The organism is Rubrivivax sp. JA1026, from assembly GCF_011065555.1.
Lineage (GTDB): Bacteria > Pseudomonadota > Gammaproteobacteria > Burkholderiales > Burkholderiaceae_C > Rubrivivax > Rubrivivax benzoatilyticus.
Genome location: NZ_JAALCQ010000002.1, coordinates 341632 through 366288, shown reverse-complemented (window position 1 = coordinate 366288; position 24657 = coordinate 341632). Strand labels below are relative to the sequence as shown.

At 66.8% G+C, this 24657-nt stretch carries 20 protein-coding genes and 4 tRNA genes; 1 reads left to right on the top strand and 23 read right to left on the bottom strand.

Features of this window, described 5'->3' with window-relative positions; genetic code table 11:
* Positions 1 to 61: 61 nt before the first annotated feature.
* The 5 genes from rpsJ to rpsL all read right to left on the bottom strand — a co-directional run bounded on the left by rpsJ (position 62) and on the right by rpsL (position 5019).
* Positions 62 to 376 (bottom strand): 30S ribosomal protein S10, encoded by a 315-nt coding sequence (rpsJ, locus tag G5B56_RS05365; protein WP_009855657.1) that lies wholly within the window; start codon positions 374 to 376, stop codon positions 62 to 64.
* Positions 377 to 541: 165 nt separating this feature from the next.
* Positions 542 to 1732, bottom strand: a complete 1191-nt coding sequence (gene tuf / locus G5B56_RS05360; RefSeq protein WP_164962543.1) for an elongation factor Tu — start codon at positions 1730 to 1732, stop codon at positions 542 to 544.
* 125 nt (positions 1733 to 1857) lie between these two features.
* Positions 1858 to 3963, bottom strand: a complete 2106-nt coding sequence (gene fusA, locus G5B56_RS05355) for an elongation factor G (RefSeq protein WP_164962548.1) — start codon at positions 3961 to 3963, stop codon at positions 1858 to 1860.
* Between the two features lie 71 nt (positions 3964 to 4034).
* Positions 4035 to 4505 carry a 30S ribosomal protein S7 gene (gene rpsG, locus G5B56_RS05350; protein WP_009855880.1) on the bottom strand — a complete coding sequence of 157 codons (471 nt, stop codon included), beginning with the start codon at positions 4503 to 4505 and terminating at the stop codon, positions 4035 to 4037.
* Positions 4506 to 4641: 136 nt separating this feature from the next.
* Positions 4642 to 5019, bottom strand: coding sequence for a 30S ribosomal protein S12 (rpsL, locus tag G5B56_RS05345; protein WP_009855881.1), 378 nt, complete (start codon positions 5017 to 5019; stop codon positions 4642 to 4644).
* Between the two features lie 216 nt (positions 5020 to 5235).
* Between rpsL and G5B56_RS05340 the strand changes: the two genes are divergently transcribed.
* On the top strand, positions 5236 to 5676 hold the full coding sequence (locus G5B56_RS05340; RefSeq protein ID WP_164962547.1) for a putative toxin-antitoxin system toxin component, PIN family: 441 nt from the start codon (positions 5236 to 5238) through the stop codon (positions 5674 to 5676).
* 92 nt (positions 5677 to 5768) lie between these two features.
* On the opposite strand, the gene rpoC is transcribed toward G5B56_RS05340, so the two are convergent.
* The 18 genes from rpoC to trpE form a co-directional block, all read right to left on the bottom strand.
* The gene (rpoC, locus tag G5B56_RS05335) at positions 5769 to 9998 is read right to left on the bottom strand and encodes a DNA-directed RNA polymerase subunit beta' (protein ID WP_164962546.1); all 4230 of its coding nucleotides are present in this window, start codon (positions 9996 to 9998) and stop codon (positions 5769 to 5771) included.
* 125 nt (positions 9999 to 10123) lie between these two features.
* A complete protein-coding gene (rpoB, locus tag G5B56_RS05330; RefSeq protein WP_164962545.1) occupies positions 10124 to 14245 on the bottom strand; it encodes a DNA-directed RNA polymerase subunit beta in 4122 nt (1373 codons plus the stop codon).
* A 365-nt stretch (positions 14246 to 14610) separates the two neighbouring features.
* Positions 14611 to 14988 carry a 50S ribosomal protein L7/L12 gene (rplL, locus tag G5B56_RS05325; protein WP_164962544.1) on the bottom strand — a complete coding sequence of 126 codons (378 nt, stop codon included), beginning with the start codon at positions 14986 to 14988 and terminating at the stop codon, positions 14611 to 14613.
* Positions 14989 to 15032: 44 nt separating this feature from the next.
* Positions 15033 to 15551, bottom strand: coding sequence for a 50S ribosomal protein L10 (gene rplJ / locus G5B56_RS05320; RefSeq protein ID WP_009855886.1), 519 nt, complete (start codon positions 15549 to 15551; stop codon positions 15033 to 15035).
* Positions 15552 to 15831: 280 nt separating this feature from the next.
* Positions 15832 to 16533 (bottom strand): 50S ribosomal protein L1, encoded by a 702-nt coding sequence (gene rplA / locus G5B56_RS05315; RefSeq protein ID WP_009855887.1) that lies wholly within the window; start codon positions 16531 to 16533, stop codon positions 15832 to 15834.
* A gap of 4 nt (positions 16534 to 16537) precedes the next feature.
* Positions 16538 to 16969 carry a 50S ribosomal protein L11 gene (rplK, locus tag G5B56_RS05310; RefSeq protein WP_009855888.1) on the bottom strand — a complete coding sequence of 144 codons (432 nt, stop codon included), beginning with the start codon at positions 16967 to 16969 and terminating at the stop codon, positions 16538 to 16540.
* A 130-nt stretch (positions 16970 to 17099) separates the two neighbouring features.
* Positions 17100 to 17681: a transcription termination/antitermination protein NusG gene (nusG, locus tag G5B56_RS05305; RefSeq protein WP_009855889.1), complete on the bottom strand. Its 582-nt coding sequence runs from the start codon at positions 17679 to 17681 to the stop codon at positions 17100 to 17102.
* 10 nt (positions 17682 to 17691) lie between these two features.
* Complete coding sequence (secE, locus tag G5B56_RS05300; protein ID WP_009855890.1) at positions 17692 to 18078, bottom strand: preprotein translocase subunit SecE; 387 nt, start codon at positions 18076 to 18078, stop codon at positions 17692 to 17694.
* A gap of 92 nt (positions 18079 to 18170) precedes the next feature.
* Positions 18171 to 18246 (bottom strand) — tRNA-Trp (locus G5B56_RS05295).
* 18 nt (positions 18247 to 18264) lie between these two features.
* The gene (tuf, locus tag G5B56_RS05290) at positions 18265 to 19455 is read right to left on the bottom strand and encodes an elongation factor Tu (protein ID WP_164962543.1); all 1191 of its coding nucleotides are present in this window, start codon (positions 19453 to 19455) and stop codon (positions 18265 to 18267) included.
* Positions 19456 to 19511: 56 nt separating this feature from the next.
* Positions 19512 to 19586 (bottom strand) — tRNA-Thr (locus tag G5B56_RS05285).
* 96 nt (positions 19587 to 19682) lie between these two features.
* Positions 19683 to 19756, bottom strand: a tRNA-Gly gene (locus G5B56_RS05280).
* A 26-nt stretch (positions 19757 to 19782) separates the two neighbouring features.
* Positions 19783 to 19868 (bottom strand) — tRNA-Tyr (locus tag G5B56_RS05275).
* A 24-nt stretch (positions 19869 to 19892) separates the two neighbouring features.
* A complete protein-coding gene (locus G5B56_RS05270; protein WP_164962542.1) occupies positions 19893 to 20573 on the bottom strand; it encodes a uracil-DNA glycosylase in 681 nt (226 codons plus the stop codon).
* A complete protein-coding gene (trpC, locus tag G5B56_RS05265; RefSeq protein WP_164962541.1) occupies positions 20570 to 21358 on the bottom strand; it encodes an indole-3-glycerol phosphate synthase TrpC in 789 nt (262 codons plus the stop codon). Before trpC ends, G5B56_RS05270 begins: the two co-directional genes overlap by 4 nt.
* A gap of 2 nt (positions 21359 to 21360) precedes the next feature.
* Entirely contained in the window at positions 21361 to 22395 is a 1035-nt protein-coding gene (gene trpD / locus G5B56_RS05260; RefSeq protein ID WP_164962540.1) for an anthranilate phosphoribosyltransferase, read from the bottom strand.
* 16 nt (positions 22396 to 22411) lie between these two features.
* A complete protein-coding gene (locus tag G5B56_RS05255) occupies positions 22412 to 23002 on the bottom strand; it encodes an aminodeoxychorismate/anthranilate synthase component II (RefSeq protein ID WP_164962539.1) in 591 nt (196 codons plus the stop codon).
* A 2-nt stretch (positions 23003 to 23004) separates the two neighbouring features.
* Positions 23005 to 24480, bottom strand: coding sequence for an anthranilate synthase component I (gene trpE, locus G5B56_RS05250; RefSeq protein ID WP_009855853.1), 1476 nt, complete (start codon positions 24478 to 24480; stop codon positions 23005 to 23007).
* Between the last annotated feature and the right edge of the window lie 177 nt (positions 24481 to 24657).

Sequence of the window (24657 nt, the reverse complement as noted above, 5' to 3'; positions counted from 1 at the left end):
GGCCGGAGTCGGGGAAAGCCGGTGATTGTAGCAGCAGCCGAAGCCGCTGCGCCAGCCCGGTTTACTGCAGCTTGATTTCGACGTCGACGCCGGCGGGCAGGTCGAGCTTCATCAGCGCGTCGACCGTCTTGTCGGTCGGGTCGACGATGTCCATCAGGCGCTGGTGGGTGCGGATCTCGAACTGGTCGCGGCTGGTCTTGTTGACGTGCGGCGAACGCAGGATGTCGAAACGCTGCAGACGCGTCGGCAGGGGCACCGGGCCCTTGACGATGGCGCCGGTGCGCTTGGCGGTGTCGACGATCTCGAGGGCCGACTGGTCGATCAGCTTGTAATCGAAGGCCTTCAGGCGGATGCGGATCTTTTGCTTCGTGGACATGGTGTTCCTCTTTGCACAGCACTCCCGTCGCCGCTAGGGCGACGGGCGCGCAAATGGTGGCCGGAGAGCGGGACGTTCACGGGTCTCCCGGGAACGCCCCGAAGCCCCCTCGGGGGGCGACCTACGCGCGCGCCGTAGCGCGCGCAGCAGGCCGGGGGTCCACGCTTATTCGATGATCTTCGCGACGACGCCGGCGCCGACGGTGCGACCACCTTCACGGATGGCGAAGCGCAGGCCTTCTTCCATCGCGATCGGGGCGATCAGCTTCACCGTGATCGACACGTTGTCGCCCGGCATCACCATTTCCTTGTCCTTCGGCAGCTCCACCGCGCCCGTCACGTCCGTCGTGCGGAAGTAGAACTGCGGGCGGTAGTTGTTGAAGAACGGCGTGTGACGGCCGCCTTCTTCCTTGCTCAGAACGTAGATCTCGGCCGTGAAGTGCGTGTGCGGCTTCACCGAACCCGGCTTGCACAGCACCTGGCCGCGCTCGACTTCTTCACGCTTCGTGCCACGCAGCAGGATGCCGACGTTGTCACCAGCCTGGCCTTGGTCCAGCAGCTTGCGGAACATTTCCACGCCCGTGCAGGTCGTCTTGACGGTCGGACGGATGCCGACGATCTCGATTTCCTCGCCGACCTTGATCACGCCGCGTTCGACACGGCCCGTCACCACGGTGCCGCGGCCCGAGATCGAGAACACGTCTTCCACCGGCATCAGGAACGTGCCGTCCACCGCGCGCTCCGGCGTCGGGATGTAGCTGTCCAGCGCGTCGGCCAGACGGAAGATGGCCTGTTCGCCCAGGTCACCCTTGTCGCCTTCGATCGCCAGCTTGGCCGAGCCCTTGATGATCGGCGTGTCGTCGCCCGGGAAGTCGTACTTGCTCAGCAGTTCGCGAACTTCCATCTCGACGAGCTCGAGCAGCTCGGCGTCGTCGACCATGTCGCACTTGTTCAGGAACACGATGATGTACGGCACACCGACCTGACGGGCCAGCAGGATGTGCTCGCGCGTCTGCGGCATCGGGCCGTCAGCGGCCGAGCACACCAGGATCGCACCGTCCATCTGCGCCGCACCCGTGATCATGTTCTTCACGTAGTCAGCGTGCCCCGGGCAGTCAACGTGCGCGTAGTGACGCGTCGCCGTCTCGTACTCCACGTGCGCCGTGTTGATCGTGATGCCACGCGCCTTCTCTTCCGGCGCCGCGTCGATCTGGTCGTACGCCTTCGCTTCACCACCAAACTTCGCCGCCAGGATCGTCGTGATCGCCGCCGTCAGCGTCGTCTTGCCGTGGTCGACGTGCCCGATCGTGCCCACGTTCACGTGCGGCTTCGTGCGTTCGAACTTACCCTTTGCCATTCTTCGTATCTCCAGAGAAAGAGCAGAACCCGTGACCGTTTAAGGTCTCGCGCCACACGCCGGCCACGGGCAGCCGGCGCCTCGAGGGCGCGAGACCGCGGAGCAGCCGCCCCGCGCCTGAGCTATCAGTTCTTGCCGCGAGCGGTGACGATCGCGTCGGCGACGTTCTTCGGAGCTTCGCTGTAGTGCTTGAACTCCATCGTGTACGTCGCACGGCCCTGCGACATCGAGCGCAGCGTCGTCGAGTAGCCGAACATCTCCGACAGCGGCACCTCGGCCTTGATGATCTTGCCGCCGCCAGGCATGTCGTCCATGCCCTGCACCATGCCGCGACGGGACGACAGGTCGCCCATCACCGAGCCGGCGTAGTCTTCCGGCGTCTCGACTTCCACGGCCATCATCGGCTCGAGGATGACCGGGCTGGCCTTGCGGCAGGCTTCCTTGAAGCCGATCGACGCGGCCATCTTGAACGCGTTTTCCGACGAGTCGACCTCGTGGTATGAGCCGAAGGTCAGCGTGACCTTGACGTCGACCACCGGGTAGCCGGCCAGCACGCCGTTGGGCAGCGTGTCTTCGACACCCTTCTGCACCGCCGGGATGTACTCGCGCGGCACGACGCCGCCCTTGATCGCGTCGACGAACTGGAAGCCCTTGCCCGGCTCGTTCGGCTCGACCGTGAAGACGACGTGGCCGTACTGGCCCTTGCCGCCCGACTGGCGCACGAACTTGCCTTCGACGTCGGTCGCGGTCTTGCGGATCGTTTCGCGGTACGCAACCTGCGGCTTGCCGACGTTGGCCTCGACGCCGAACTCGCGCTTCATGCGGTCGACGATGATTTCCAGGTGCAGCTCGCCCATGCCGGAGATGATGGTCTGGCCGGACTCTTCGTCGGTGCGCATGCGGAACGACGGATCCTCGGCCGCCAGGCGACCCAGCGCGATGCCCATCTTTTCCTGGTCGCTCTTGGTCTTGGGCTCGACGGCCTGCGAGATCACGGGCTCGGGGAAGACCATCTTCTCGAGCGTGATCACGCTTTCCGGATCGCACAGCGTTTCGCCGGTCGTGACGTCCTTCAGGCCCACGCAGGCGGCGATGTCGCCGGCCAGGATTTCCTTGATTTCTTCACGCTGGTTGGCGTGCATCTGCAGGATTCGGCCGATGCGCTCCTTCTTGCCGCGGATCGGGTTGTAGACCGAGTCGCCGCTCTTCAGGATGCCCGAGTAGACGCGCACGAAGGTCAGCTGGCCGACGTACGGGTCGGTCATCAGCTTGAACGCCAGCGCCGAGAACTTCTCGTTGTCATCGGCCTTGCGGGAAGCGGGCTGCTCGTCCTCGTCCGTGCCGGTGACCGGGGGGATGTCCACCGGGGAGGGCAGGAACTCGATGACGGCGTCGAGCATGCGCTGCACGCCCTTGTTCTTGAACGCGGTGCCGCAGAGCATCGGCTGGATCTCGGTGGCGATCGTGCGCAGGCGCAGGCCGTGCTTGATCTCCTCTTCCGAGAGCTCGCCTTCCTCGAGGTACTTGTTCATCAAGTCCTCGGAGGCTTCGGCGGCGGCCTCGATCATGTTGTCGCGCCACTTCTGGCAGTCGGCAGCCAGCTCGGCCGGGATGTCCTCGTAGTTGAACTTCATCCCCTGGGACGCGTCGTCCCAGATGATGGCCTTCATCTTGAAGAGGTCCACGACACCCTTGAAGTTCTCTTCGGCGCCGATCGGCACGACGATGGGCACCGGGTTGGCCTTCAGGCGCGTCTTCATCTGGTCATAGACCTTGAAGAAGTTGGCGCCGGTCCGGTCCATCTTGTTGACGAACGCGAGGCGCGGCACCTTGTACTTGTTGGCCTGGCGCCAGACGGTCTCGGACTGCGGCTGCACGCCGCCGACCGCGCAGTACACCATGCACGCGCCGTCGAGCACGCGCATCGAGCGCTCGACTTCGATCGTGAAGTCGACGTGCCCCGGGGTGTCGATGATGTTGAAACGGTGTTCCGGGAAGGACAGGTCCATGCCCTTCCAGAAGCAGGTGGTGGCCGCGGAGGTGATCGTGATCCCGCGCTCCTGCTCCTGCTCCATCCAGTCCATCGTCGCGGCGCCGTCGTGCACCTCGCCGATCTTGTGGTTCACACCCGTGTAGAACAGGATGCGCTCGGTCGTGGTGGTCTTGCCGGCATCGATGTGCGCCGAAATACCGATGTTGCGGTAGCGCTCGATGGGGGTCTTGCGGGCCATGATCAAATCTCCAAATGCAGGGCCGCCTGGGGGCTGCGCTCAGCCCGCCAAGGCGGCCGTCAGGCGGGGGGTCAGAAGCGGAAGTGCGAGAACGCCTTGTTCGCTTCGGCCATGCGGTGGACTTCGTCGCGCTTCTTCATCGCGCCGCCACGGCCTTCGGCCGCTTCCAGCAGTTCGTTGGCCAGACGCGCGGCCATCGACTTCTCACCGCGCTTGCGCGCCGATTCCTTCAGCCAGCGCATGGCCAGGGCCTGCCGGCGGACGGGGCGAACTTCCACGGGAACTTGGTAGTTCGCACCGCCGACGCGGCGGGACTTCACTTCGACCATCGGCTTGATGTTGTTCAGCGCGACTAGGAAGACTTCCAGCGGATCCTTGCCGGCCTTCTTCTCGACCTGGTCGAGGGCGCCGTAGATGATGCGCTCGGCGACGGCCTTCTTGCCCGATTCCATGATGACGTTCATGAACTTGGACAGGTCGACGGAGCCGAACTTCGGATCCGGCAGGATTTCGCGCTTGGGGACTTCGCGACGACGTGGCATGGGACTCTTCCTTTTTCGATTCAGTTGGCGCCGGCTCTTCACCCGCACCGCGAAGGGTCATCGAGGCCCTTCACTTACTCGACCCGCGTAGCGGCGGGCCTTCCGCTTGGCCACCCCTCGGGGCGGCACCGCCTGATCAGGCCTTCTTCGGACGCTTGGCGCCGTACTTCGAGCGCGACTGCTTGCGATCCTTGACGCCTTGCAGGTCGAGCGAGCCGCGCACGATGTGGTAGCGCACGCCCGGCAGATCCTTCACACGGCCGCCGCGCACGAGCACGACGCTGTGTTCCTGCAGGTTGTGGCCTTCACCGCCGATGTACGAGATGACCTCGAAACCGTTGGTCAGGCGCACCTTGGCGACCTTACGAAGCGCCGAGTTCGGCTTCTTCGGGGTGGTGGTGTAAACGCGAGTGCAGACGCCACGACGTTGCGGGCAATTCTGCATCGCAGGGGACTTGCTCTTCGTCACTTCGGCCTGGCGGCCTTGGCGAACGAGCTGGTTGATGGTGGGCATAGGTAACTTGTTCCCGTTTGAAGCTACACGTTCTTTTCGGGAAACCGCCCCGCCACAAAGGCGTCGCGCCAAAGCCCGGGCGCCCCATGGGACCCCGGGCTGACGCCGCTGCCCGATGCGCTTCAGCCTTGCGGGCTGCAGCTCGGGCAAGAGGCAAAGTCTGCCGAAAAGCCTTCCATTATAGTCAGCGGTTTCGGTCAGGGGCAAGCAAGCACCATGGATGAAGTCGCGCAGGGTGCGGCAGCCGTCGTTCTGGACACGAACGTGGTGCTCGACTGGCTGGTCTTCGACGACCCCGCGACCCGGCCGCTGGCCGCCGCCCTCGAGGCCGGCCGGCTGCGCTGGATCGCCACCGGGCCGATGCTCGACGAGCTGCTGCACGTCCTGCAGCGCCCGGAACTCGATCGCTGGCGCCCGGCCTGCGATGCCGCGCGCGAGCACGTCGCCGCCGCCGGCTGCCGCGTCGAGATGCCGCCCGCACGCGGGCGGGCGCCGATCTGCCGCGACCCGGCCGACCAGATGTTCATCGACCTGGCGCTCGCCTGGGGTGCACCGTGGCTGCTGACGCGCGACAAGGCGCTGCTGCAGCTCGCGCGCGCGGCGCGCGGCGCCGGCACCACGGTGTGCACGCCGGCGCGCTGGACGCCGCCGTCCTGAGCACGAGGCCGCCCGCCATCACCCGATCCTTGGCGAACGGACAAAGAAAAAGGGCAGCCGAAGCTGCCCTTTGACGCTGGAGGCGCCGCCGATCACTCGGCCGCGTTGTCCCCCGCCTCGCTGGCCGCATCGACGCCGGCCAGTTGCACCGCGGCCAGTTCCTCGGCCTCCTGCAGCGCGATCGCACGACGCTCGCTCTCGTCCATCGCCTCCTTGGCGCGACGCGCGGCGTGGAACGCCATGCCGGTGCCCGCCGGGATCAGGCGGCCGACGATGACGTTCTCCTTCAGGCCGCGCAGTTCGTCGCGCTTGCCCATGATCGCCGCCTCGGTCAGCACGCGGGTGGTCTCCTGGAAGGAGGCCGCGGAGATGAACGAGTCGGTCGACAGGCTGGCCTTCGTGATACCGAGCAGCACGTCGGCGTGCGTCGCCGGGATCTTGCCCTCGGCGCGCATGCGGTCGTTGGTGTCCAGCAGCTCCGAACGCTCGACCTGCTCGCCGGCGATGTAGCCGGTGTCGCCCGGGTTGACGATCTGCACGCGACGCAGCATCTGGCGAACGATCACCTCGATGTGCTTGTCGTTGATCTTCACGCCCTGCAGACGGTAGACGTCCTGGACCTCGTCGACGATGTAGCGCGCCAGCTCCTCGATGCCCAGCAGGCGCAGGATGTCCTGCGGATCCGCCGCGCCGTCGACGATCAGCTCGCCCCGGTTCACGACCTGGCCTTCGTGCACCAGGATGTTCTTCTCCTTGGGCACCAGCTCTTCGTAGACCTTGCCGTCCGGATCGGTGATCTGCAGGCGAACCTTGCCCTTGGTCTCCTTGCCGAACGACACCGTGCCGGTGATCTCGGCCAGCGTGCCGACGTCCTTCGGCGAGCGGGCTTCGAACAGCTCGGCCACACGCGGCAGACCGCCGGTGATGTCGCGGGTCTTCTGGCCTTCCATCGGGATGCGCGCCAGCACCTCGCCCGGCATCAGGTCCTGACCGTCGCGCACCTGGATCAGCGCGCCGACCGGGAAGCCGATCGTCACCGCGTGGTCGGTGCCCGGGATCTTGACCTCGACGCCCTGCGCGTCCAGCAGCTTGACCTGCGGGCGCACGACCTTGGCCGCGCCGCGGCGCTTCGGGTCGATGACGACCAGCGTCGACAGACCGGTGACCTCGTCGACCTGCTTGGCGACGGTGACGCCTTCCTCGACGTTCTCGAAGCGCGCCTTGCCGGCGAACTCGGTGATGATCGGGCGGGTCAGCGGGTCCCAGTTGGCCAGCACGGTGCCGGCCTTGACCTGCTGGTCGGGCTTGACGTTGAGCGTCGCGCCGTACGGCAGCTTGTGGCGCTCGCGCTCGCGGCCGTGCGGGTCGGCGATGATGATCTCGCCCGAACGCGCGATGACGACGAGCTCGCCCTTGCCGTTCGTGACGTAGCGCATCGTGCTGTTGAAGCCGATGATGCCGTCGGACTTGGCCTCGACGCTCGAGGCGACCGCCGCGCGCGACGCCGCACCGCCGATGTGGAAGGTCCGCATCGTCAGCTGCGTGCCCGGCTCGCCGATCGACTGGGCGGCGATGACACCGACCGCCTCGCCGACGTTGACCAGGCCGCCGCGGCCCAGGTCGCGGCCGTAGCACTTGGCGCACAGGCCGAAGCGCGTGCCGCAGGTCAGCGGCGTGCGCACCTTGACCTCGTCGACGCCGGCGGCCTCGAGCTTGTCGAGCGCGTCCTCGTCGAGCATCTCGCCGGCGCCCATCAGCGTTTCCTGCGTCTCGAGGTGCAGGACCTCGGTCGCGGTGACGCGGCCGAGCACGCGGTCGCGCAGCGACTCGATGACTTCACCGCCCTCGACCAGGGCACGCATGGCCAGGCCGTTCTGGGTGCCGCAATCGTCCTCGGTGACGACCAGATCCTGGGTCACGTCGACCAGACGGCGCGTCAGGTAACCCGAGTTCGCGGTCTTCAGCGCCGTGTCCGCCAGACCCTTGCGGGCACCGTGGGTGGAGATGAAGTACTGCAGAACGTTCAGGCCTTCGCGGAAGTTCGCCGTGATCGGCGTCTCGATGATCGAGCCGTCCGGCTTGGCCATCAGGCCGCGCATGCCGGCGAGCTGGCGGATCTGCGCCGCGGAGCCCCGCGCCCCGGAGTCGGCCATCATGTAGATGGAGTTGAACGACTCCTGGTCGACTTCCTTGCCGTTGCGGTCGATGGTCTTCTGCTTGGACAGCTGCGACATCATGACCTTGCCGACCTCGTCGCCGGTCTTGCCCCAGATGTCGACGACCTTGTTGTAGCGCTCGCCGGCGGTCACGAGACCCGAGACGTACTGCTGCTCGATCTCCTTGACCTCCTTCTCGGCACGGGCGATGAGCTCGTGCTTCTGCGGCGGCACCAGCATGTCGTCGATGGCGATCGAGATGCCGGCGCGCGTCGCGAGGCGGAAGCCGCTTTGCAGCAGCTTGTCGGCGAAGACCACCGTCTCCTTCAGGCCGCACTTGCGGAAGCTGACGTTGATGAGACGCGAGATCTCCTTCTTCTTCAGCGCCTTGTTCAGGTTCGAGAACGGCAGGCCCTTGGGCAGGATCTGCGACAGCAGCGCACGGCCGACGGTGGTCTCGACGAGCTTGGTCTCGGGCACGAACTCGCCCGTGACCTTGTCCTTGAGCCACTCGGTCAGGCGGACGTTGATCTTGGCGGTGATCTCGACGACGCCGTTGTCCAGCGCGCGCTGCAGCTCCATCAGGTCGGCGAAGACCATGCCTTCGCCCTTGCCGTTGATGCGCTCGCGGGTGGCGTAGTACAGGCCCAGCACCACGTCCTGCGACGGCACGATCGACGGTTCGCCGTTGGCCGGGAACAGCACGTTGTTGGAGGCCAGCATCAGCGTGCGGGCTTCCATCTGCGCTTCGATCGACAGCGGCACGTGCACGGCCATCTGGTCACCGTCGAAGTCGGCGTTGAACGCCGAGCAGACCAGCGGGTGCAGCTGGATCGCCTTGCCTTCGATGAGCACCGGCTCGAACGCCTGGATGCCCAGGCGGTGCAGCGTCGGCGCGCGGTTCAGCAGGACCGGGTGCTCCTTGATGACCTCTTCCAGGATGTCCCACACCACCGGCGTGCCGGCTTCGACTTCCTTCTTGGCGGCCTTGATCGTCGTGGCGATGCCCATCGCCTCGAGGCGGCTGAAGATGAACGGCTTGAACAGCTCGATCGCCATCAGCTTGGGCAGGCCGCACTGGTGCAGCTTGAGCGTCGGGCCGACGACGATGACCGAACGGCCGGAGTAGTCGACGCGCTTGCCCAGCAGGTTCTGGCGGAAGCGGCCGCTCTTGCCCTTGATCATGTCGGCCAGCGACTTCAGCGCGCGCTTGTTCGCGCCGGTCATCGCCTTGCCGCGGCGGCCGTTGTCCAGCAGCGAGTCCACCGCTTCCTGGAGCATCCGCTTTTCGTTGCGGACGATGATCTCCGGCGCCTTCAGCTCGAGCAGACGGGCCAGGCGGTTGTTGCGGTTGATGACGCGGCGGTACAGGTCGTTCAGGTCCGACGTCGCGAAGCGGCCGCCGTCCAGCGGCACCAGCGGGCGCAGGTCCGGCGGCAGCACCGGCAGGACCTCGAGGATCATCCAATGCGGCTTGATGCCCGACTTCTTGAAGGCCTCCATCACCTTCAGGCGCTTGGAGTTCTTCTTGATCTTCAGCTCCGACCCGGTCATGTCGTTGCGGAGCTTGTCGATCTCGACGTCGAGGTCCATCTCCTCGAGCAGCTTCTTGATGCCCTCGGCACCCATCAGCGCGACGAACTCGTCACCGTACTCGACGCGCTTGGCCTCGTAGTCGTCCTCGCTCATGATCGAGAACTTCTTCAGCGGCGTCATGCCCGGGTCGACGACGACGTAGGCTTCGAAGTACAGCACGCGCTCGATGTCGCGCAGCGTCATGTCGAGCACCAGGCCCAGACGCGACGGCAGCGACTTCAGGAACCAGATGTGCGCGCAGGGCGCGGCCAGGTCGATGTGACCCATGCGCTCGCGGCGCACCTTGGTCTGCGTGACTTCGACGCCGCACTTCTCGCAGATCACGCCGCGGTGCTTCAGGCGCTTGTACTTGCCGCACAGGCACTCGTAGTCCTTGATCGGGCCGAAGATCTTGGCGCAGAACAGGCCGTCACGTTCGGGCTTGAACGTGCGGTAGTTGATCGTCTCGGGCTTCTTCACTTCGCCGAACGACCACGAGCGGATCTTCTCGGGGCTGGCGAGCCCGATCTTGATCGCGTCGAAGTGTTCGTCGGGCGTGAATTGCTTGAAAAGGTCGAGTAGTCCCTTCATGGGGTTCTCCTAGATCCTGGTATCGATGTGAACGGTTCGGGTCGAGCGGACGCCGCGAGGCCGGCCCGGCCGGCCCGCGGACGTCGCCCCCTGGGGGGAGGCGACCGAAGGTCGCTTCGAGGGGGTCAATCCCTCTCCAGCTCGATGTCGATACCGAGCGAACGGATTTCCTTGACCAGCACGTTGAACGATTCCGGCATGCCGGCCTCGATCGAGTGCTCACCCTTGACGATGTTCTCGTAGACCTTGGTCCGGCCGTTCACGTCGTCGGACTTCACCGTCAGCATCTCCTGCAGGATGTAGCTGGCGCCGTAGGCCTCGAGCGCCCAGACTTCCATCTCACCGAAGCGCTGGCCACCGAACTGCGCCTTGCCGCCCAGCGGCTGCTGCGTGACCAGGCTGTACGGGCCGGTCGAGCGGGCGTGCATCTTGTCGTCGACCAGGTGGTGCAGCTTCAGCACGTGCATGTAGCCGACCGTGACCGGGCGCTCGAAGGCTTCGCCGGTGCGGCCGTCGTGCAGCGTGGCCTGGGTGCGCGTGGCGGTGAGGCCCTTGCGCGCCGCCAGCTCGTCCGGGTAGGCGAGCTTGAGCATGCCGCGGATCTCCTCCTCGTGCGCGCCGTCGAACACCGGCGTCGCGAACGGCACGCCGTGCTGCAGGTTCTTCGCCATCTCGACGATCTCCTCGTCGCTCAGGTCCTGCAGCGACTCGGTCTTGCCGCCGGACTTGTTGTAGAGCTCGTCGAGGAACTCGCGCAGTTCGGCGGCACGCGCCTGCTGCTGCAGCATGTCGCCGATGCGCTGGCCGATGCCCTTGCCGGCCCAGCCCAGGTGCACTTCGAGGACCTGGCCGACGTTCATCCGCGAGGGCACGCCCAGCGGGTTCAGCACGATGTCGCACGGCGTGCCGTCGGCCATGTAGGGCATGTCCTCGACCGCGACGATCTTGGACACGACACCCTTGTTGCCGTGGCGGCCGGCCATCTTGTCGCCGGGCTGCAGGCGGCGCTTGACGGCGAGGTAGACCTTCACCATCTTCAGCACGCCGGCGGGCAGCTCGTCACCCTGCGTCAGCTTCTTGCGCTTCTCTTCGAAGGCCAGATCGAAGCTGTGGCGGGTCTGCTCGAGCGAGTTCTTGATCGACTCGAGCTGGTTGGCGACCTCGTCCTCGGCCGGGCGGATGTCGAACCAGTGGTACTTCTCGACCGACGCCAGGTAGTCCCGGGTGATGGTCGTGCCCTTGGCGATCTTCTGCGGGCCGCCGTTGGCGACCTTGCCGGCCAGCAGCTTCTCGATCCGGTCGAACGCGTCGGCCTCGACGATGCGCAGCTGGTCGTTCAGGTCCAGGCGGAAGCGCTTCAGCTCGTCGTCGATGATCTGCTGGGCGCGCTTGTCGCGCTGGATGCCTTCGCGGGTGAAGACCTGCACGTCGATGACGGTGCCGCTGGTGCCCTGGTCGACACGCAGCGAGGTGTCCTTCACGTCGGACGCCTTCTCGCCGAAGATCGCGCGCAGCAGCTTCTCTTCCGGCGTCAGCGTCGTCTCGCCCTTCGGCGTGACCTTGCCGACCAGCACGTCGCCCGGGTTGACCTCGGCGCCGATGTAGACGATGCCCGACTCGTCCAGGCGAGCCAGCTGCTGCTCGGACAGGTTCGGGATGTCGCGCGTGATTTCCTCGGAGCCCAGCTTGGTGTCGCGGGCCATCACGACCAGTTCCTCGATGTGGATCGAGGTGTAGCGGTCGTCGGCGACGACACGCTCGCTGATCAGGATCGAGTCCTCGAAGTTGTAGCCGTTCCAGGGCATGAACGCGACCAGCATGTTCTGGCCGAGCGCGAGCTCGCCCAGGTCGGTCGAGGCACCGTCGGCGACGACGTCGCCGGCGCCGACATGGTCGCCGCGGCGCACGATCGGGCGCTGGTGGATGTTCGTGTTCTGGTTCGAACGCTGGTACTTGATCAGGTTGTAGATGTCGACGCCGACTTCACCGGCCACCGTCTCGTCGTCGTTGACGCGGATGACGATGCGGTTGGTGTCGACGTAGTCCACGATGCCGCCGCGGCGGGCGGTGACCACGGTGCCCGAGTCGACCGCGGCGACGCGCTCGACACCGGTGCCGACCAGCGCCTTCTCCGGACGCAGCGTCGGCACGGCCTGGCGCTGCATGTTGGCGCCCATCAGTGCGCGGTTCGCGTCATCGTGCTCGAGGAACGGCACGAGCGAGGCCGCGACCGAGACGATCTGCGTCGGCGCCACGTCCATGTACTGCACGCGCTCCGGCGACAGCAGCACCGATTCACCGTTCTCGCGCGCCGAGACCAGCTCGTCGATCAGGCGGCCTTCGCCGTCCAGCGTCGCGTTGGCCTGGGCGATGACGTACTTGCCTTCCTCGATGGCCGACAGGTAGTCGATCTGGTCGGTGACCTTGCCGTCGACGACGCGGCGGTACGGCGTCTCCAGGAAGCCGTACTCGTTGAGCTGCGCGTACAGCGCCAGCGAGTTGATCAGGCCGATGTTCGGGCCTTCCGGCGTTTCGATCGGGCAGACGCGGCCGTAGTGGGTCGGGTGCACGTCGCGGACTTCGAAGCCGGCGCGCTCGCGGGTCAGACCGCCCGGGCCCAGGGCCGAGACACGGCGCTTGTGCGTGATCTCGGACAGCGGGTTGGTCTGGTCCATGAACTGCGAGAGCTGGCTCGCCCCGAAGAACTCCTTGAGCGCCGCGCTGATCGGCTTGGAGTTGATCAGGTCATGCGGCATCAGGGCTTCGGTCTCGGCCTGGCCGAGGCGTTCCTTGACGGCCTTCTCGATGCGCGCGAGGCCCGAGCGGTACTGGTTCTCGGCCAGTTCGCCGACGCAGCGAACGCGGCGGTTGCCCAGGTGGTCGATGTCGTCGACTTCGCCGTTGCCGTTGCGCAGGTCGACGAGGATCTTGACGACGTCGAGGATGTCCTCGTTGGACAGCGTCATCTTGCCGTCCGGCACGTCGCGGCCCACGCGGGCGTTGAACTTCATCCGGCCGACGCGCGACAGGTCGTAGGTGTCCTCGCTGTAGAACAGGCGGTGGAACAGCGCTTCGACGGCGTCCTCGGTCGGCGGCTCGCCGGGGCGCATCATGCGGTAGATCGCCACGCGCGCGGCGAGCTGGTCGGCGGTCTCGTCAGAGGCCAGCGTCTGGCTGATGTACGCGCCCTGGTTGAGCTCGTTCGTGTACAGGCACTGGATGTCCTTGATGCCGGCCGAACGCAGCTTCTTCAGCAGCGACTCGGTGACCTCGTCGTTGGCCTTGGCGACGATTTCACCGGTGTCCGGGTCGACCATGTTGCGCGCGATGACGCGGCCGACGAGGAAGTCCTCGGGCACGCTGACGAACGTGGTGCCGCTCTGCTCGAGCTGGCGCACGTGGCGCGCGGTGATGCGCTTGTCCTTCTCGACGATGACGGCGCCGTTCTTGTCGGTCAGGTCGAAGCGCGCGATCTCGCCCTTCAGGCGCTCCGGCACGAACTCCATCTGCGCGCCCGAGTCCATCAGGCGGAAGTTGTCGAAGACGAAGAAGTGGCTGAGGATCTGCTCGGGATTCAGGCCGATGGCCTTGAGCAGGATCGTCACCGGCATCTTGCGGCGGCGGTCGACGCGGAAGTAGAGGATGTCCTTCGGGTCGAACTCGAAGTCCAGCCAGGAGCCGCGGTAGGGGATGATGCGGGCGCTGAACAGCAGCTTGCCCGAGCTGTGCGTCTTGCCCTTGTCGTGCTCGAAGAACACGCCCGGCGAACGGTGCAGCTGGCTGACGATGACACGCTCGGTGCCGTTGACGATGAAGGAGCCGTAGTCGGTCATCAGGGGCACTTCGCCCATGTAGACCTCCTGCTCCTTGATCTCCTTGACGACCTTGGCCGGATGCGACTCACGGTCGTAGATGATCATCTGCAGCTTCGCGCGCACGGCGGCAGCGAAGGTCAGGCCCCGCTGCTGGCACTCGCGCACGTCGAACGGCGGCTTCGCGATGTTGTACTCGAGGAACTTCATCTCCACGAAGCCGTTGTGGGAGACGATCGGGAAGGCCGAAAGGAAGGCGGCCTGCAGGCCCTCGGGCTTGCGCTGCTGAGGCGGAACGTCCTTTTGCAGGAAGGCGACGTAGGAGTCGCTCTGCATCGTCAGCAGATAGGGGACCTTGAGCACGCTCTCGCGCTTGCCGAAGCTCTTGCGGATGCGCTTGCGCTCGGTGAACGTGTAGGGGGTTGCTTGCGCCATTGAACTCTCCGTGTCGACCATGCCGCCCTGGCCTTGGGCGGCATTTCGTCGGCGACTGGCTGCCCGGACATTGCGCACCGAGCCGAGGCGTGTGAGTCCTCGGGGGCGGCGCCGGTGGCGGCCCCAGGGCGGGGCGGCGTGTCGGCGGCGGCGGCGTGTCCGAGGCTTGGTGGCAGGCCACTACCTGCCGCTGGCGGACAACCCCGGCGTTGCACCGGAGTCCGACCAAACCCGTTCCCTGCAGTCGGATCAGAGAACACTTGCAAGCGCCCGCCGGGGCTCTTGCAGGTGTTCCCGGGCGAAGCCCGGAACACCGATCCGAAACGACCCGAGGCCGGCAAACGCCGACCCCGCGATCGTCCGAATTACTTCGCTTCGGCCTTGGCGCCGGCTTCGACCAGCTTCTTGACGGCAGCTTCGGCGTCGGCCTTGGCAATGCCTTCCTTGACGTTCTTCGGAGCGCCGTCGACCAGGTCCTTGGCTTCCTTCAGGCCCAGGCCCGTCAGTTCGCGCACGGCCTTGATGACCGAGACCTTGTTCGCGCCGGCTTCGAGCAGCACGACGTTGAATTCGGTCTTCTCTTCGGCCGGGGCGGCAGCGGCGCCGGCACCGCCGGCGGCCGGGGCGGCCATGGCGGCGGCGGACACGCCGAACTTCTCCTCGATGGCCTTGACCAGGTCATTGAGTTCCATGACGGTCATGCTGTCCATCGCAGCCAGGAAAGCGTCTTTGTCGAATGCCATTTCAGGTTCCTCGAAATCAGTAAAGGTTCAATGAATCGGATGCGTCAGGCCGCCGGGGCCTCGGCGGGCGCCTCGGCGCCGCCCTTCTTCTCGGCGACGGCGGCGATCACGCCGGCCATGCGCTGGATCGGCGACTTCAGCAGGCCCGCCACTTGGGCGATCAGCACTTCGCGACTCGGGATCGAGGCCAGGGCCTTGATACCGTTGGCGTCGAGCGCCTTGCCGGCGTACGCGCCGCCCTTGAGGACGAGCTTGTCGTTGCCCTTGGCGAAGTCGGCGATGACTTTCGCGGCGGCGACGGCATCCTCGGAAAAGCCGTAGATCAGCGGACCGACCATCGCGTCCGAGGCCACTTCGAACGGCGTGCCGGCGACGGCGCGACGGGCCAGCGTGTTCTTCAGCACGTGAAGGTAAACGCCGTTGTCGCGCGCCTGACGGCGCAGCTTGTCGAGGTGAGCCACGGTGAGGCCGCGATACTCGGCCAGCGCGAGCGTCTGCGAGCGTGCGGCTTGCGCCGACACGCCGTCGACGACGGCTGCCTTCTCGTTGCGATTGAGACTCAAGGTCTGTTCCTCACACATCATGTGCCGGGTCTTGCGACCACGGCACGCCTGGAATCAGCGACCTTCTGTTTCGGGAACCCCCGGCAACTTCCCGGGGAAACCTTCAGCAGCGGGACCGCCATCTGCGCTGGCCGTCGTCAGCCCTTGCGGGCTGCCGCGCGATTAAGAAGCCCGGAGGCTTCACCAGCGGTCTTGGATGACCTGCCCGACCTCGCGGCCGGACAGCCCACCAAATCGAGAAGCCGCACGCCAGACTGGAGCGTGCGGCCTCGTGTCATGTTCAGGCCTGGGCGGCGATCGACTGGGTGTCGACGCGGACGCCGATGCCCATCGTCGAGGACACGGCGACCTTGCGCAGGTACACGCCCTTGCTCGACGCCGGCTTGGCCTTGTTCAGGGCTTCGATCAACGCGCGCAGGTTGTCGGTCAGGCGCTCCGACTCGAACGAACGGCGGCCGATCGTCGCGTGGATGATGCCGGCCTTGTCGACGCGGAACTGGACCTGACCGGCCTTGGCATTGCGCACGGCCTGGGCGACGTCCGGGGTCACGGTGCCGACCTTCGGGTTCGGCATCAGGCCGCGCGGGCCGAGGATCTGACCCAGCGTACCGACGATGCGCATCGTGTCCGGCGAGGCGATCACGACGTCGAAGTTCAGGTTGCCGGCCTTGATCTCGGCGGCCAGGTCGTCCATGCCGACGATGTCGGCACCGGCGGCCTTGGCTTCCTCGGCCTTGGCGCCCTGGGCGAAGACGGCGACACGCTTGGTCTTGCCGGTGCCCGCAGGCATCACGACCGCGCCGCGAACGACCTGGTCGGACTTCTTGGCGTCGACGCCGAGCTGCACGGCCACGTCGATCGACTCGTCGAACTTGGCGGTGGCGCACTCCTTGACCAGCGCCAGCGCGTCGGTCAGCGGGTACAGCTTGGTGCTTTCGACCTTGCCCTGCAGGGCCTTGGCTTTCTTGGTGAGCTTGGCCATGGCGTCAGACCCCTTCAACAATGAGACCCATCGAGCGGGCCGAACCGGCGATGGTCTTCACCGCGGCGTCCATGTCGGCGGCGGTGAGGTCCTTCATCTTGGTCTTGGCGATTTCCTCGAGCTGGGCGCGCGTGACCTTGCCGACCTTCTCCAGGTGGGCGCGGCCGGAACCCTTCTCGATCTTGGCCGCCTTCTTCAGCAGCACGGTCGCCGGGGGCGACTTCAGGATGAAGGTGAAGGACTTGTCGGCGTAGGCCGTGATCACGACCGGCAGCTTGAGGCCCGGTTCGTAGCTCTGCGTCTGGGCGTTGAACGCCTTGCAGAACTCCATGATGTTCAGGCCGCGCTGACCGAGCGCGGGGCCGATCGGGGGCGAGGGGTTGGCCTTGCCGGCCGGGACTTGCAGCTTGATGAAGCCGACGATCTTCTTTGCCATGATGGCTCCTAACCGAGTTCTAGCGCTGGGGGTGCCAGCTCCTCGTCATACAACCCTGCTTGCTGCAGGCACCCGGGGTTGCAGGCGGGCGCCCTGGAATCTTGGCGCGGCGAGCCGCACCGAAGGCCGGTCAGACCTTCTCGACCTGGGAGAAGTCGAGTTCGACGCCGGTGGCACGACCGAAGATCGTGACCGACACCTTGACCTTGCTCTTCTCGTAATTGACTTCCTCGACGGCGCCGTTGAAGTCGGTGAAGGGGCCTTCCTTGACGCGGACCATCTCGCCGACCGTCCACTCGACCTTGGGCCGGGGCTTGTCGACGCCTTCCTGCATCTGGTTGACGATCTTCATCACCTCGGCTTCGGAGATCGGGGCCGGGCGGTTGCGCGCGCCGCCGACGAAGCCGGTGACCTTGCTCGTGTGCTTGACCAGGTGCCAGGTGTCGTCGGCCATTTCCATCTCGACGAGCACGTAGCCCGGGAAGAAACGGCGCTCGGTGACGGCCTTCTTACCGTTCTTGAGCTCGACGACCTCTTCGGTCGGGACCAGGATGCGGCCGAACTTGTCCTGCATGCCGGCGCGGTCGATGCGCTCGCGCAGGTTGCGTTCGACGGCCTTCTCCATGCCCGAATAGGCATGCACGACGTACCAGCGCTTGTTGCTGGGCGCGACGGCAGTCTCGGGGGTGGGGGTGGCTTGCGGTTCCGTCATCGTGTTCGCCTCAGCGCTTCCAGCCCAGGATCAGGTCGTACAACACCCACTCCAGCGTCTTGTCGGTCAGGAACATGAAGAGCGCCATCGTGACGACGAAGGCGAACACGTAGAGCGTCATCTGGCCCGCTTCCTTGCGGGTCGGCCAGACGACCTTCTTCACTTCCTTGACCGACTCGCGGCCGAAGCCGATCAGCTGGCGGCCCGTTTCGGCGGTGAAGAAGACCCCCACGGCCCCGGCCACGAGGACCAGCAGCGCGATCACGCGCTGCCACAGGTCGCGCTGACCGAGCACGTAGAACACGACGACACCAGCCACGAGCAGGATCGCCGCGACGGCCAGCTTGGCTTTGTCGGCGCCCGTGGAGACGGTTTCGACTTGGGGTTGGGTGGACATGGGCTAGAGGTTACTTTGCCGCCATCAGCAGCAAAGCCCGCCGGGCTTTTCAGCGCCCGCGGGCTGGTGTCTTGGGCACCCGAGGAGTCGGGTGGCAGGGGCAGAGGGGATCGAACCCCCGACCTTCGGTTTTGGAGACCGACGCTCTGCCAGTTGAGCTATGCCCCTGCGTAAAACCTTGACAGATTACTCGATGATCTTCGCGACGACGCCGGCGCCGACGGTGCGACCACCTTCACGGATGGCGAAGCGCAGGCCTTCTTCCATCGCGATCGGGGCGATCAGCTTCACCGTGATCGACACGTTGTCGCCCGGCATCACCATTTCCTTGTCCTTCGGCAGCTCCACCGCGCCCGTCACGTCCGTCGTGCGGAAGTAGAACTGCGGGCGGTAGTTGTTGAAGAACGGCGTGTGACGGCCGCCTTCTTCCTTGCTCAGAACGTAGATCTCGGCCGTGAAGTGCGTGTGCGGCTTCACCGAACCCGGCTTGCACAGCACCTGGCCGCGCTCGACTTCTTCACGCTTCGTGCCACGCAGCAGGATGCCGACGTTGTCACCAGCCTGGCCTTGGTCCAGCAGCTTGCGGAACATTTCCACGCCCGTGCAGGTCGTCTTGACGGTCGGACGGATGCCGACGATCTCGATTTCCTCGCCGACCTTGATCACGCCGCGTTCGACACGGCCCGTCACCACGGTGCCGCGGCCCGAGATCGAGAACACGTCTTCCACCGGCATCAGGAACGTGCCGTCCACCGCGCGCTCCGGCGTCGGGATGTAGCTGTCCAGCGCGTCGGCCAGACGGAAGATGGCCTGTTCGCCCAGGTCACCCTTGTCGCCTTCGATCGCCAGCTTGGCCGAGCCCTTGATGATCGGCGTGTCGTCGCCCGGGAAGTCGTACTTGCTCAGCAGTTCGCGAACTTCCATCTCGACGAGCTCGAGCAGCTCGGCGTCGTCGACCATGTCGCACTTGTTCAGGAACACGATGATGTACGGCACACCGACCTGACGGGCCAGCAGGATGTGCTCGCGCGTCTGCGGCATCGGGCCGTCAGCGGCCGAGCACACCAGGATCGCACCGTCCATCTGCGCCGCACCCGTGATCATGTTCTTCACGTAGTCAGCGTGCCCCGGGCAGTCAACGTGCGCGTAGTGACGCGTCGCCGTCTCGTACTCCACGTGCGCCGTGTTGATCGTGATGCCACGCGCCTTCTCTTCCGGCGCCGCGTCGATCTGGTCGTACGCCTTCGCTTCACCACCAAACTTCGCCGCCAGGATCGTCGTGATCGCCGCCGTCAGCGTCGTCTTGCCGTGGTCGACGTGCCCGATCGTGCCCACGTTCACGTGCGGCTTCGTGCGTTCGAACTTACCCTTTGCCATGTCAGGTGCTCCTGGCTGAGAGACTCAATCGTGTCGAGTCGATTGTTAGCAAGTCGTGGTGCCCATGGCGCGGATCGAACGCGCGACCTCTCCCTTACCAAGGGAGTGCTCTACCACTGAGCCACATGGGCAATCGTTACGGGTCTGACGACCGACACTGCCAACCAGATGGACCGGCAGACCCGTAACGACGGCGCGGGACACTCGACGAACCCTGAAAACCTTCCTGGAGCGGGAGACGGGAATCGAACCCGCGTCATTAGCTTGGAAGGCTAAGGTTCTGCCATTGAACTACTCCCGCGGGCACAACCGTCAAGCGTGTCTCTCTGGTGGAGGAGGCTGGATTCGAACCAGCGTAGGCGTAAGCCAACAGATTTACAGTCTGCCCCCTTTAGCCACTCGGGCACCCCTCCGGAGAGCCAACTAGTGTAGCACGGTCAGCGGGAAATACCAGCCCCTCCCCACCAGTCGACACGATCGGCCGTGGCGGCGAAGTGACTGCCGTCGGCCATGAACTCGCGTTTGAAGTCGTGCGAGGGGTGGCGCGTGCGCCAGACCGGCGGCGTGCAGCCGGGCGGGCAGGCGGCATCGAAGAAGGCGTTCGCCGGCTTGCCCCACAGCAGGAAGGCCGGCGGCTCCGCGCGGCGACACAGCACCGAGATGATTTCGGATGTGAGCACCTGCCAACCACAATTCATGTGGCTGCCGGCAGCGCCGATCTCGACGGTCAGCACCGGGTTCAGCAGCAGCACGCCCTGCACCGCCCACGGGTCCAGGCACCAGTCCGCAGGTCGTTGCCAGGCCGGGCGGTCGCTGGCCAGCACGTCGAATATCCGACGCAACGAGTGGGGTTTGCCATGGCCGGCCGAGAACGCCATGCCGTCCGCATGGCCCGGCCGCGGGTACGGGTCCTGACCGAGGATGACGACACGCGCCGCCTCGGGCGACACGAGGCGAAGGGCCCGGAACGGATCCGGCGGACCGATCTCGCGCGCGCCCGACACGGCGCGCACGCGCTCGACGACCGCCGCCTCGGCCGCCGGCGTCCAGCCGGGCAGCACGGCGCGCCAGGCCGGCGGCAGCGTCGCGAACGCCGCCGGCAGCTCGTCGGCCATCATGCGAACAGGCTCGCCAGCGCGGCGCCGGGATCGGCGGCACGCATGAAAGCCTCGCCGACGAGGAAGGCGCCGACGCCGGCCGCGCGCATGCGGCGCACGTCGTCGGGGCCCAGGATGCCGGACTCGGTGACCAGCAACCGGTCGGCCGGCACGCGCGGCAGCAGCCCCAGCGTCGTGTCCAGCGTGACCTCGAAGCTGCGCAGGTTGCGGTTGTTGATGCCGACCAGCGGCGTCGCCAGGCGCAGCGCGCGATCGAGCTCGGCGCCGTCGTGCACCTCGACCAGCACGTCCAGCCCGAGCGACATCGCGCAAGCCTCGAGGTCGCGCATGCGGCCGTCTTCCAGGCAGGCGGCGATCAGCAGGATCGCGTCGGCACCCATCGCCCTCGCCTCGAAGACCTGGACCTCGTCGACGATGAAGTCCTTGCGCAGCACCGGCAGTGCGCAGGCCGCGCGCGCGGCCTGCAGCGCCTCGACGCCGCCCTGGAAGAACCGGCGGTCGGTCAGCACGCTCAGGCAGGCGGCGCCGTGGCGCTCGTACGACGCGGCGATCTCCGCCGGCACGAACAGGTCGCGCAGCACGCCCTTGCTCGGGCTGGCTTTCTTGACCTCGGCGATGACGGCAGCGTGGCCAGCCTCGACGCGGCGGCGCAACGCGGCGGCAAAGCCGCGCACCGGATCAGCCGCCTCGGCCGCGGCACGCCAGTCCTGCAGGCTGCGCGCGCGGCGGGCTTCGGCGATCTCCTCGTGCTTGACGGCGACGATGCGCTGGAGGATGTCGTCCATCGTCAGGCGGCCTTGTAGCGCTGGCTGACCTCGACGTACAGCGCCAGCTTGGCCGCCGCGGCACCGGAGGCCACGGCTTCGCGCGCACGGCGCACGCCGTCGGCGATCGTGCCGGCGACACCGGCGCAGTACAGCGCCGCACCCGCGTTCAGCAGCACGATGTCGCGCTGCGGGCCGTCTTCGTTGGCCAGCACACGGCGGATGCAGCCGACCGACTCCTCGCGGTTGGCGACACGCAGCACACGCGCGTCGTAGACCGGCAGGCCGAAGTCGCTGGGATGCACGACGTACTCGCGCACCTCGCCGTCCTTCAGTTCGCCGACCATTGTTTCGCCGGACAGCGAGATTTCGTCCATGCCGCAGGTGCCGTAGACGACCAGCGCGTGCTCGCTGCCCAGCCGCTGCAGCACCCGCACCTGGATGCCGACGAGGTCGGGGTGGAAGACGCCGAGCAGCTGGTTGGGCGCGCCGGCCGGGTTGGTCAGCGGGCCGAGGATGTTGAAGATCGTGCGCACGCCCAGTTCCTTGCGCACCGGCGCGGCGTGTCTCATCGCCGCGTGGTGGTTCGGCGCGAACATGAAGCCGATGCCGGTTTCTTCCAGGCAGGCGGCGACCTGCTCGGGCGACAGGTTCAGGTGCGCGCCCAGCGCCTCCATCACGTCGGCCGAGCCCGAGGTGGACGACACGCTGCGCCCGCCGTGCTTGGCGACACGCGCGCCGGCCGCGGCGGCGACGAAGGTCGACGCGGTCGAGATGTTGAAGGTGTGCGAGCCGTCCCCGCCGGTGCCGACGATGTCGACGAGGCCGCGGCGGTCGGCCAGCGGCACCGGGGTCGCGAACTCGCGCATCACCTGGGCGGCGGCGGCGATCTCGCCGATGCTCTCCTTCTTGACGCGCAGCCCGACGGCGAGCGCCGCGATCATCACCGGCGACATCTCGCCGCTCATGATGCGGCGCATCAGGTCCAGCATCTCGTCGTGGAAGATCTCGCGGTGCTCGATGACGCGGGTCAGCGCCTCGGTGTTCGTGATCGGCATGTCTCGTGCTCCGTCTTCAGCGCGCGGCGCCCATCTGCAGGAAGTTCTTCAGCATCGCGTGACCGTGTTCGCTGAGGATGGACTCGGGGTGGAACTGCACGCCTTCCAGCGGCGCCGGGCCGCCGGCCAGCTCGCGATGGCGCACGCCCATGATCTCGCCGTCCTCGGTCCAGGACGTGACCTCCAGCTCGGCCGGCAGCGTCTCGCGCTCGATCGCCAGCGAGTGGTAGCGGATGACCGAGAAACGCTCGGGCAGCCCGGCGTAGACGCCGCGGCCGTCGGTCGTGATCTCGCCGGCCTTGCCGTGCATCTGCACCTTGGCGCGGATGACCTTGCCGCCGAGCGCGGCGCCGATCGACTGGTGGCCCAGGCAGACACCCAGCAGCGGCAGCTTGCCCGTGAAGTGGCGAATGGCCTCGATGCAGACACCGGCCTCGGCCGGCGAACACGGCCCCGGCGACAGCACCAGGCGGTCGGGCTTCAGCGCCGCGATGCCGGCGACGTCGATCTCGTCGTTGCGCACCACGTGCACGTTCTCGCCGAGCTCGCCGAAGTACTGCACCAGGTTGAAGGTGAAGCTGTCGTAGTTGTCGATCATCAGCAGCATGATCAGAACCCCTCTTCCACGAGTTCCGCCGCGCGGATGAGCGCCCGGGCCTTGGCCTCGGTCTCCTTCCACTCCAGCTCGGGCACCGAGTCGGCGACGACACCCGCCGCGGCCTGCACGTACAGCGTGTTGTGCTGGACGATGCCGGTGCGGATGGCGATCGCCAGGTCCATGTCGCCGGCGAAGCTGAGGTAGCCGCAGGCGCCGCCGTAGATGCCGCGCTTGACGGGCTCCAGCTCGTCGATGATCTCCATCGCCCGGATCTTGGGGGCGCCGCTCAGCGTGCCGGCCGGGAAGCTGGCGCGGAACACGTCCAGGCTCGTCGCACCGTCCTTCAGCAGGCCCTCGACGTTGCTGACGATGTGCATCACGTGCGAGTAGCGCTCGATCGCGAAGGCCTCGGTGACCTTGACGCTGCCGGTCTGCGCGATGCGGCCGATGTCGTTGCGCGCCAGGTCGATCAGCATCAGGTGCTCGGCGCGTTCCTTCGGGTCGGCGGCCAGTTCGGCGGCCATCGCCGCGTCGCGTTCGGGCGTCGCGCCGCGCGGGCGCGTGCCGGCCAGCGGGCGGATCGTCACCTTGCGGCCCTCGGGCGTCGTCTCCTGGCGCACCAGGATCTCGGGGCTGGCGCCGACGATCTGGAAGTCGCCCATGTCGTAGTAGTACATGTACGGCGACGGGTTCAGCGAACGCAGCGCGCGGTACAGCGACAGCGGGCTCTCGGTGTAGCGCTTCTTCAGCCGCTGGCCGATGACGACCTGCATGCAGTCGCCGGCGGCGATGTACTCCTTGCAGCGGCGCACCGCGTCTTCCAGCTGCTCACGCGGCGTCTCGCGCTCGACGGCGTAGCTCGGGCCGCGCTTGACCTGCGGCGCGGTGACCGAATAACGCAGCCGGTCGGTCAGCTCGGCCAGGCGCTTCTTGCCGCGGAAATAGGCCTCGGGCGCCGCCGGGTCGGCCCAGACGATGAGGTACAGCCGGCCCGACAGGTTGTCGATGACCGCGACCTCCTCGGTCTGCAGCAGCAGGATGTCGGGCGTGTCCAGGCCGCCCGGCTTTTCGGTCTTGGCCAGGCGCGGCTCGATGTAGCGCACCGCGTCGTAGCCGAAGTAACCCGCCAGCCCGCCGCAGAAACGCGGCAGCCCCGGCGGCAGCGCGACCTTGAAGCGCTTCTGGTAGGCCTCGACGAAGTCCAGCGGGTTGCCGTCGTGGGTCTCGACGACGGCGCCGTCGCTGACGACCTCGGTCACCCAGCCGGTCGAACGCAGCAGCGTGTGCGCCGGCAGGCCGATGAAGGAATAGCGGCCGAAACGTTCGCCGCCGACGACGGACTCGAGCAGGAAGCTGTTGCGCTGGCCACCGGCCAGCTTCAGGTACAGCGACAGCGGGGTCTCGAGGTCGGCGAAGGCCTCGGCGATGAGCGGGATGCGGTTGTAGCCCTGCTCGGCCAGGCTCTTGAATTCGAGTTCAGTGATCACTTCTGGGCCCTCTCGCGGCAGTCGCCCGGCGCGTCGTGGCTCGGGCACTGCACTGTCTTGCGGAAGCGGCGCCGACGGGGATGTCAGCGCTTCGCGGCGTGGCCTGACGCGCGGTCAGGCGAGGCTAGCGAGAGCGGCGCCAGGGCCAAGCCCCCCGGTCGCGGGAACCTTCGGTGG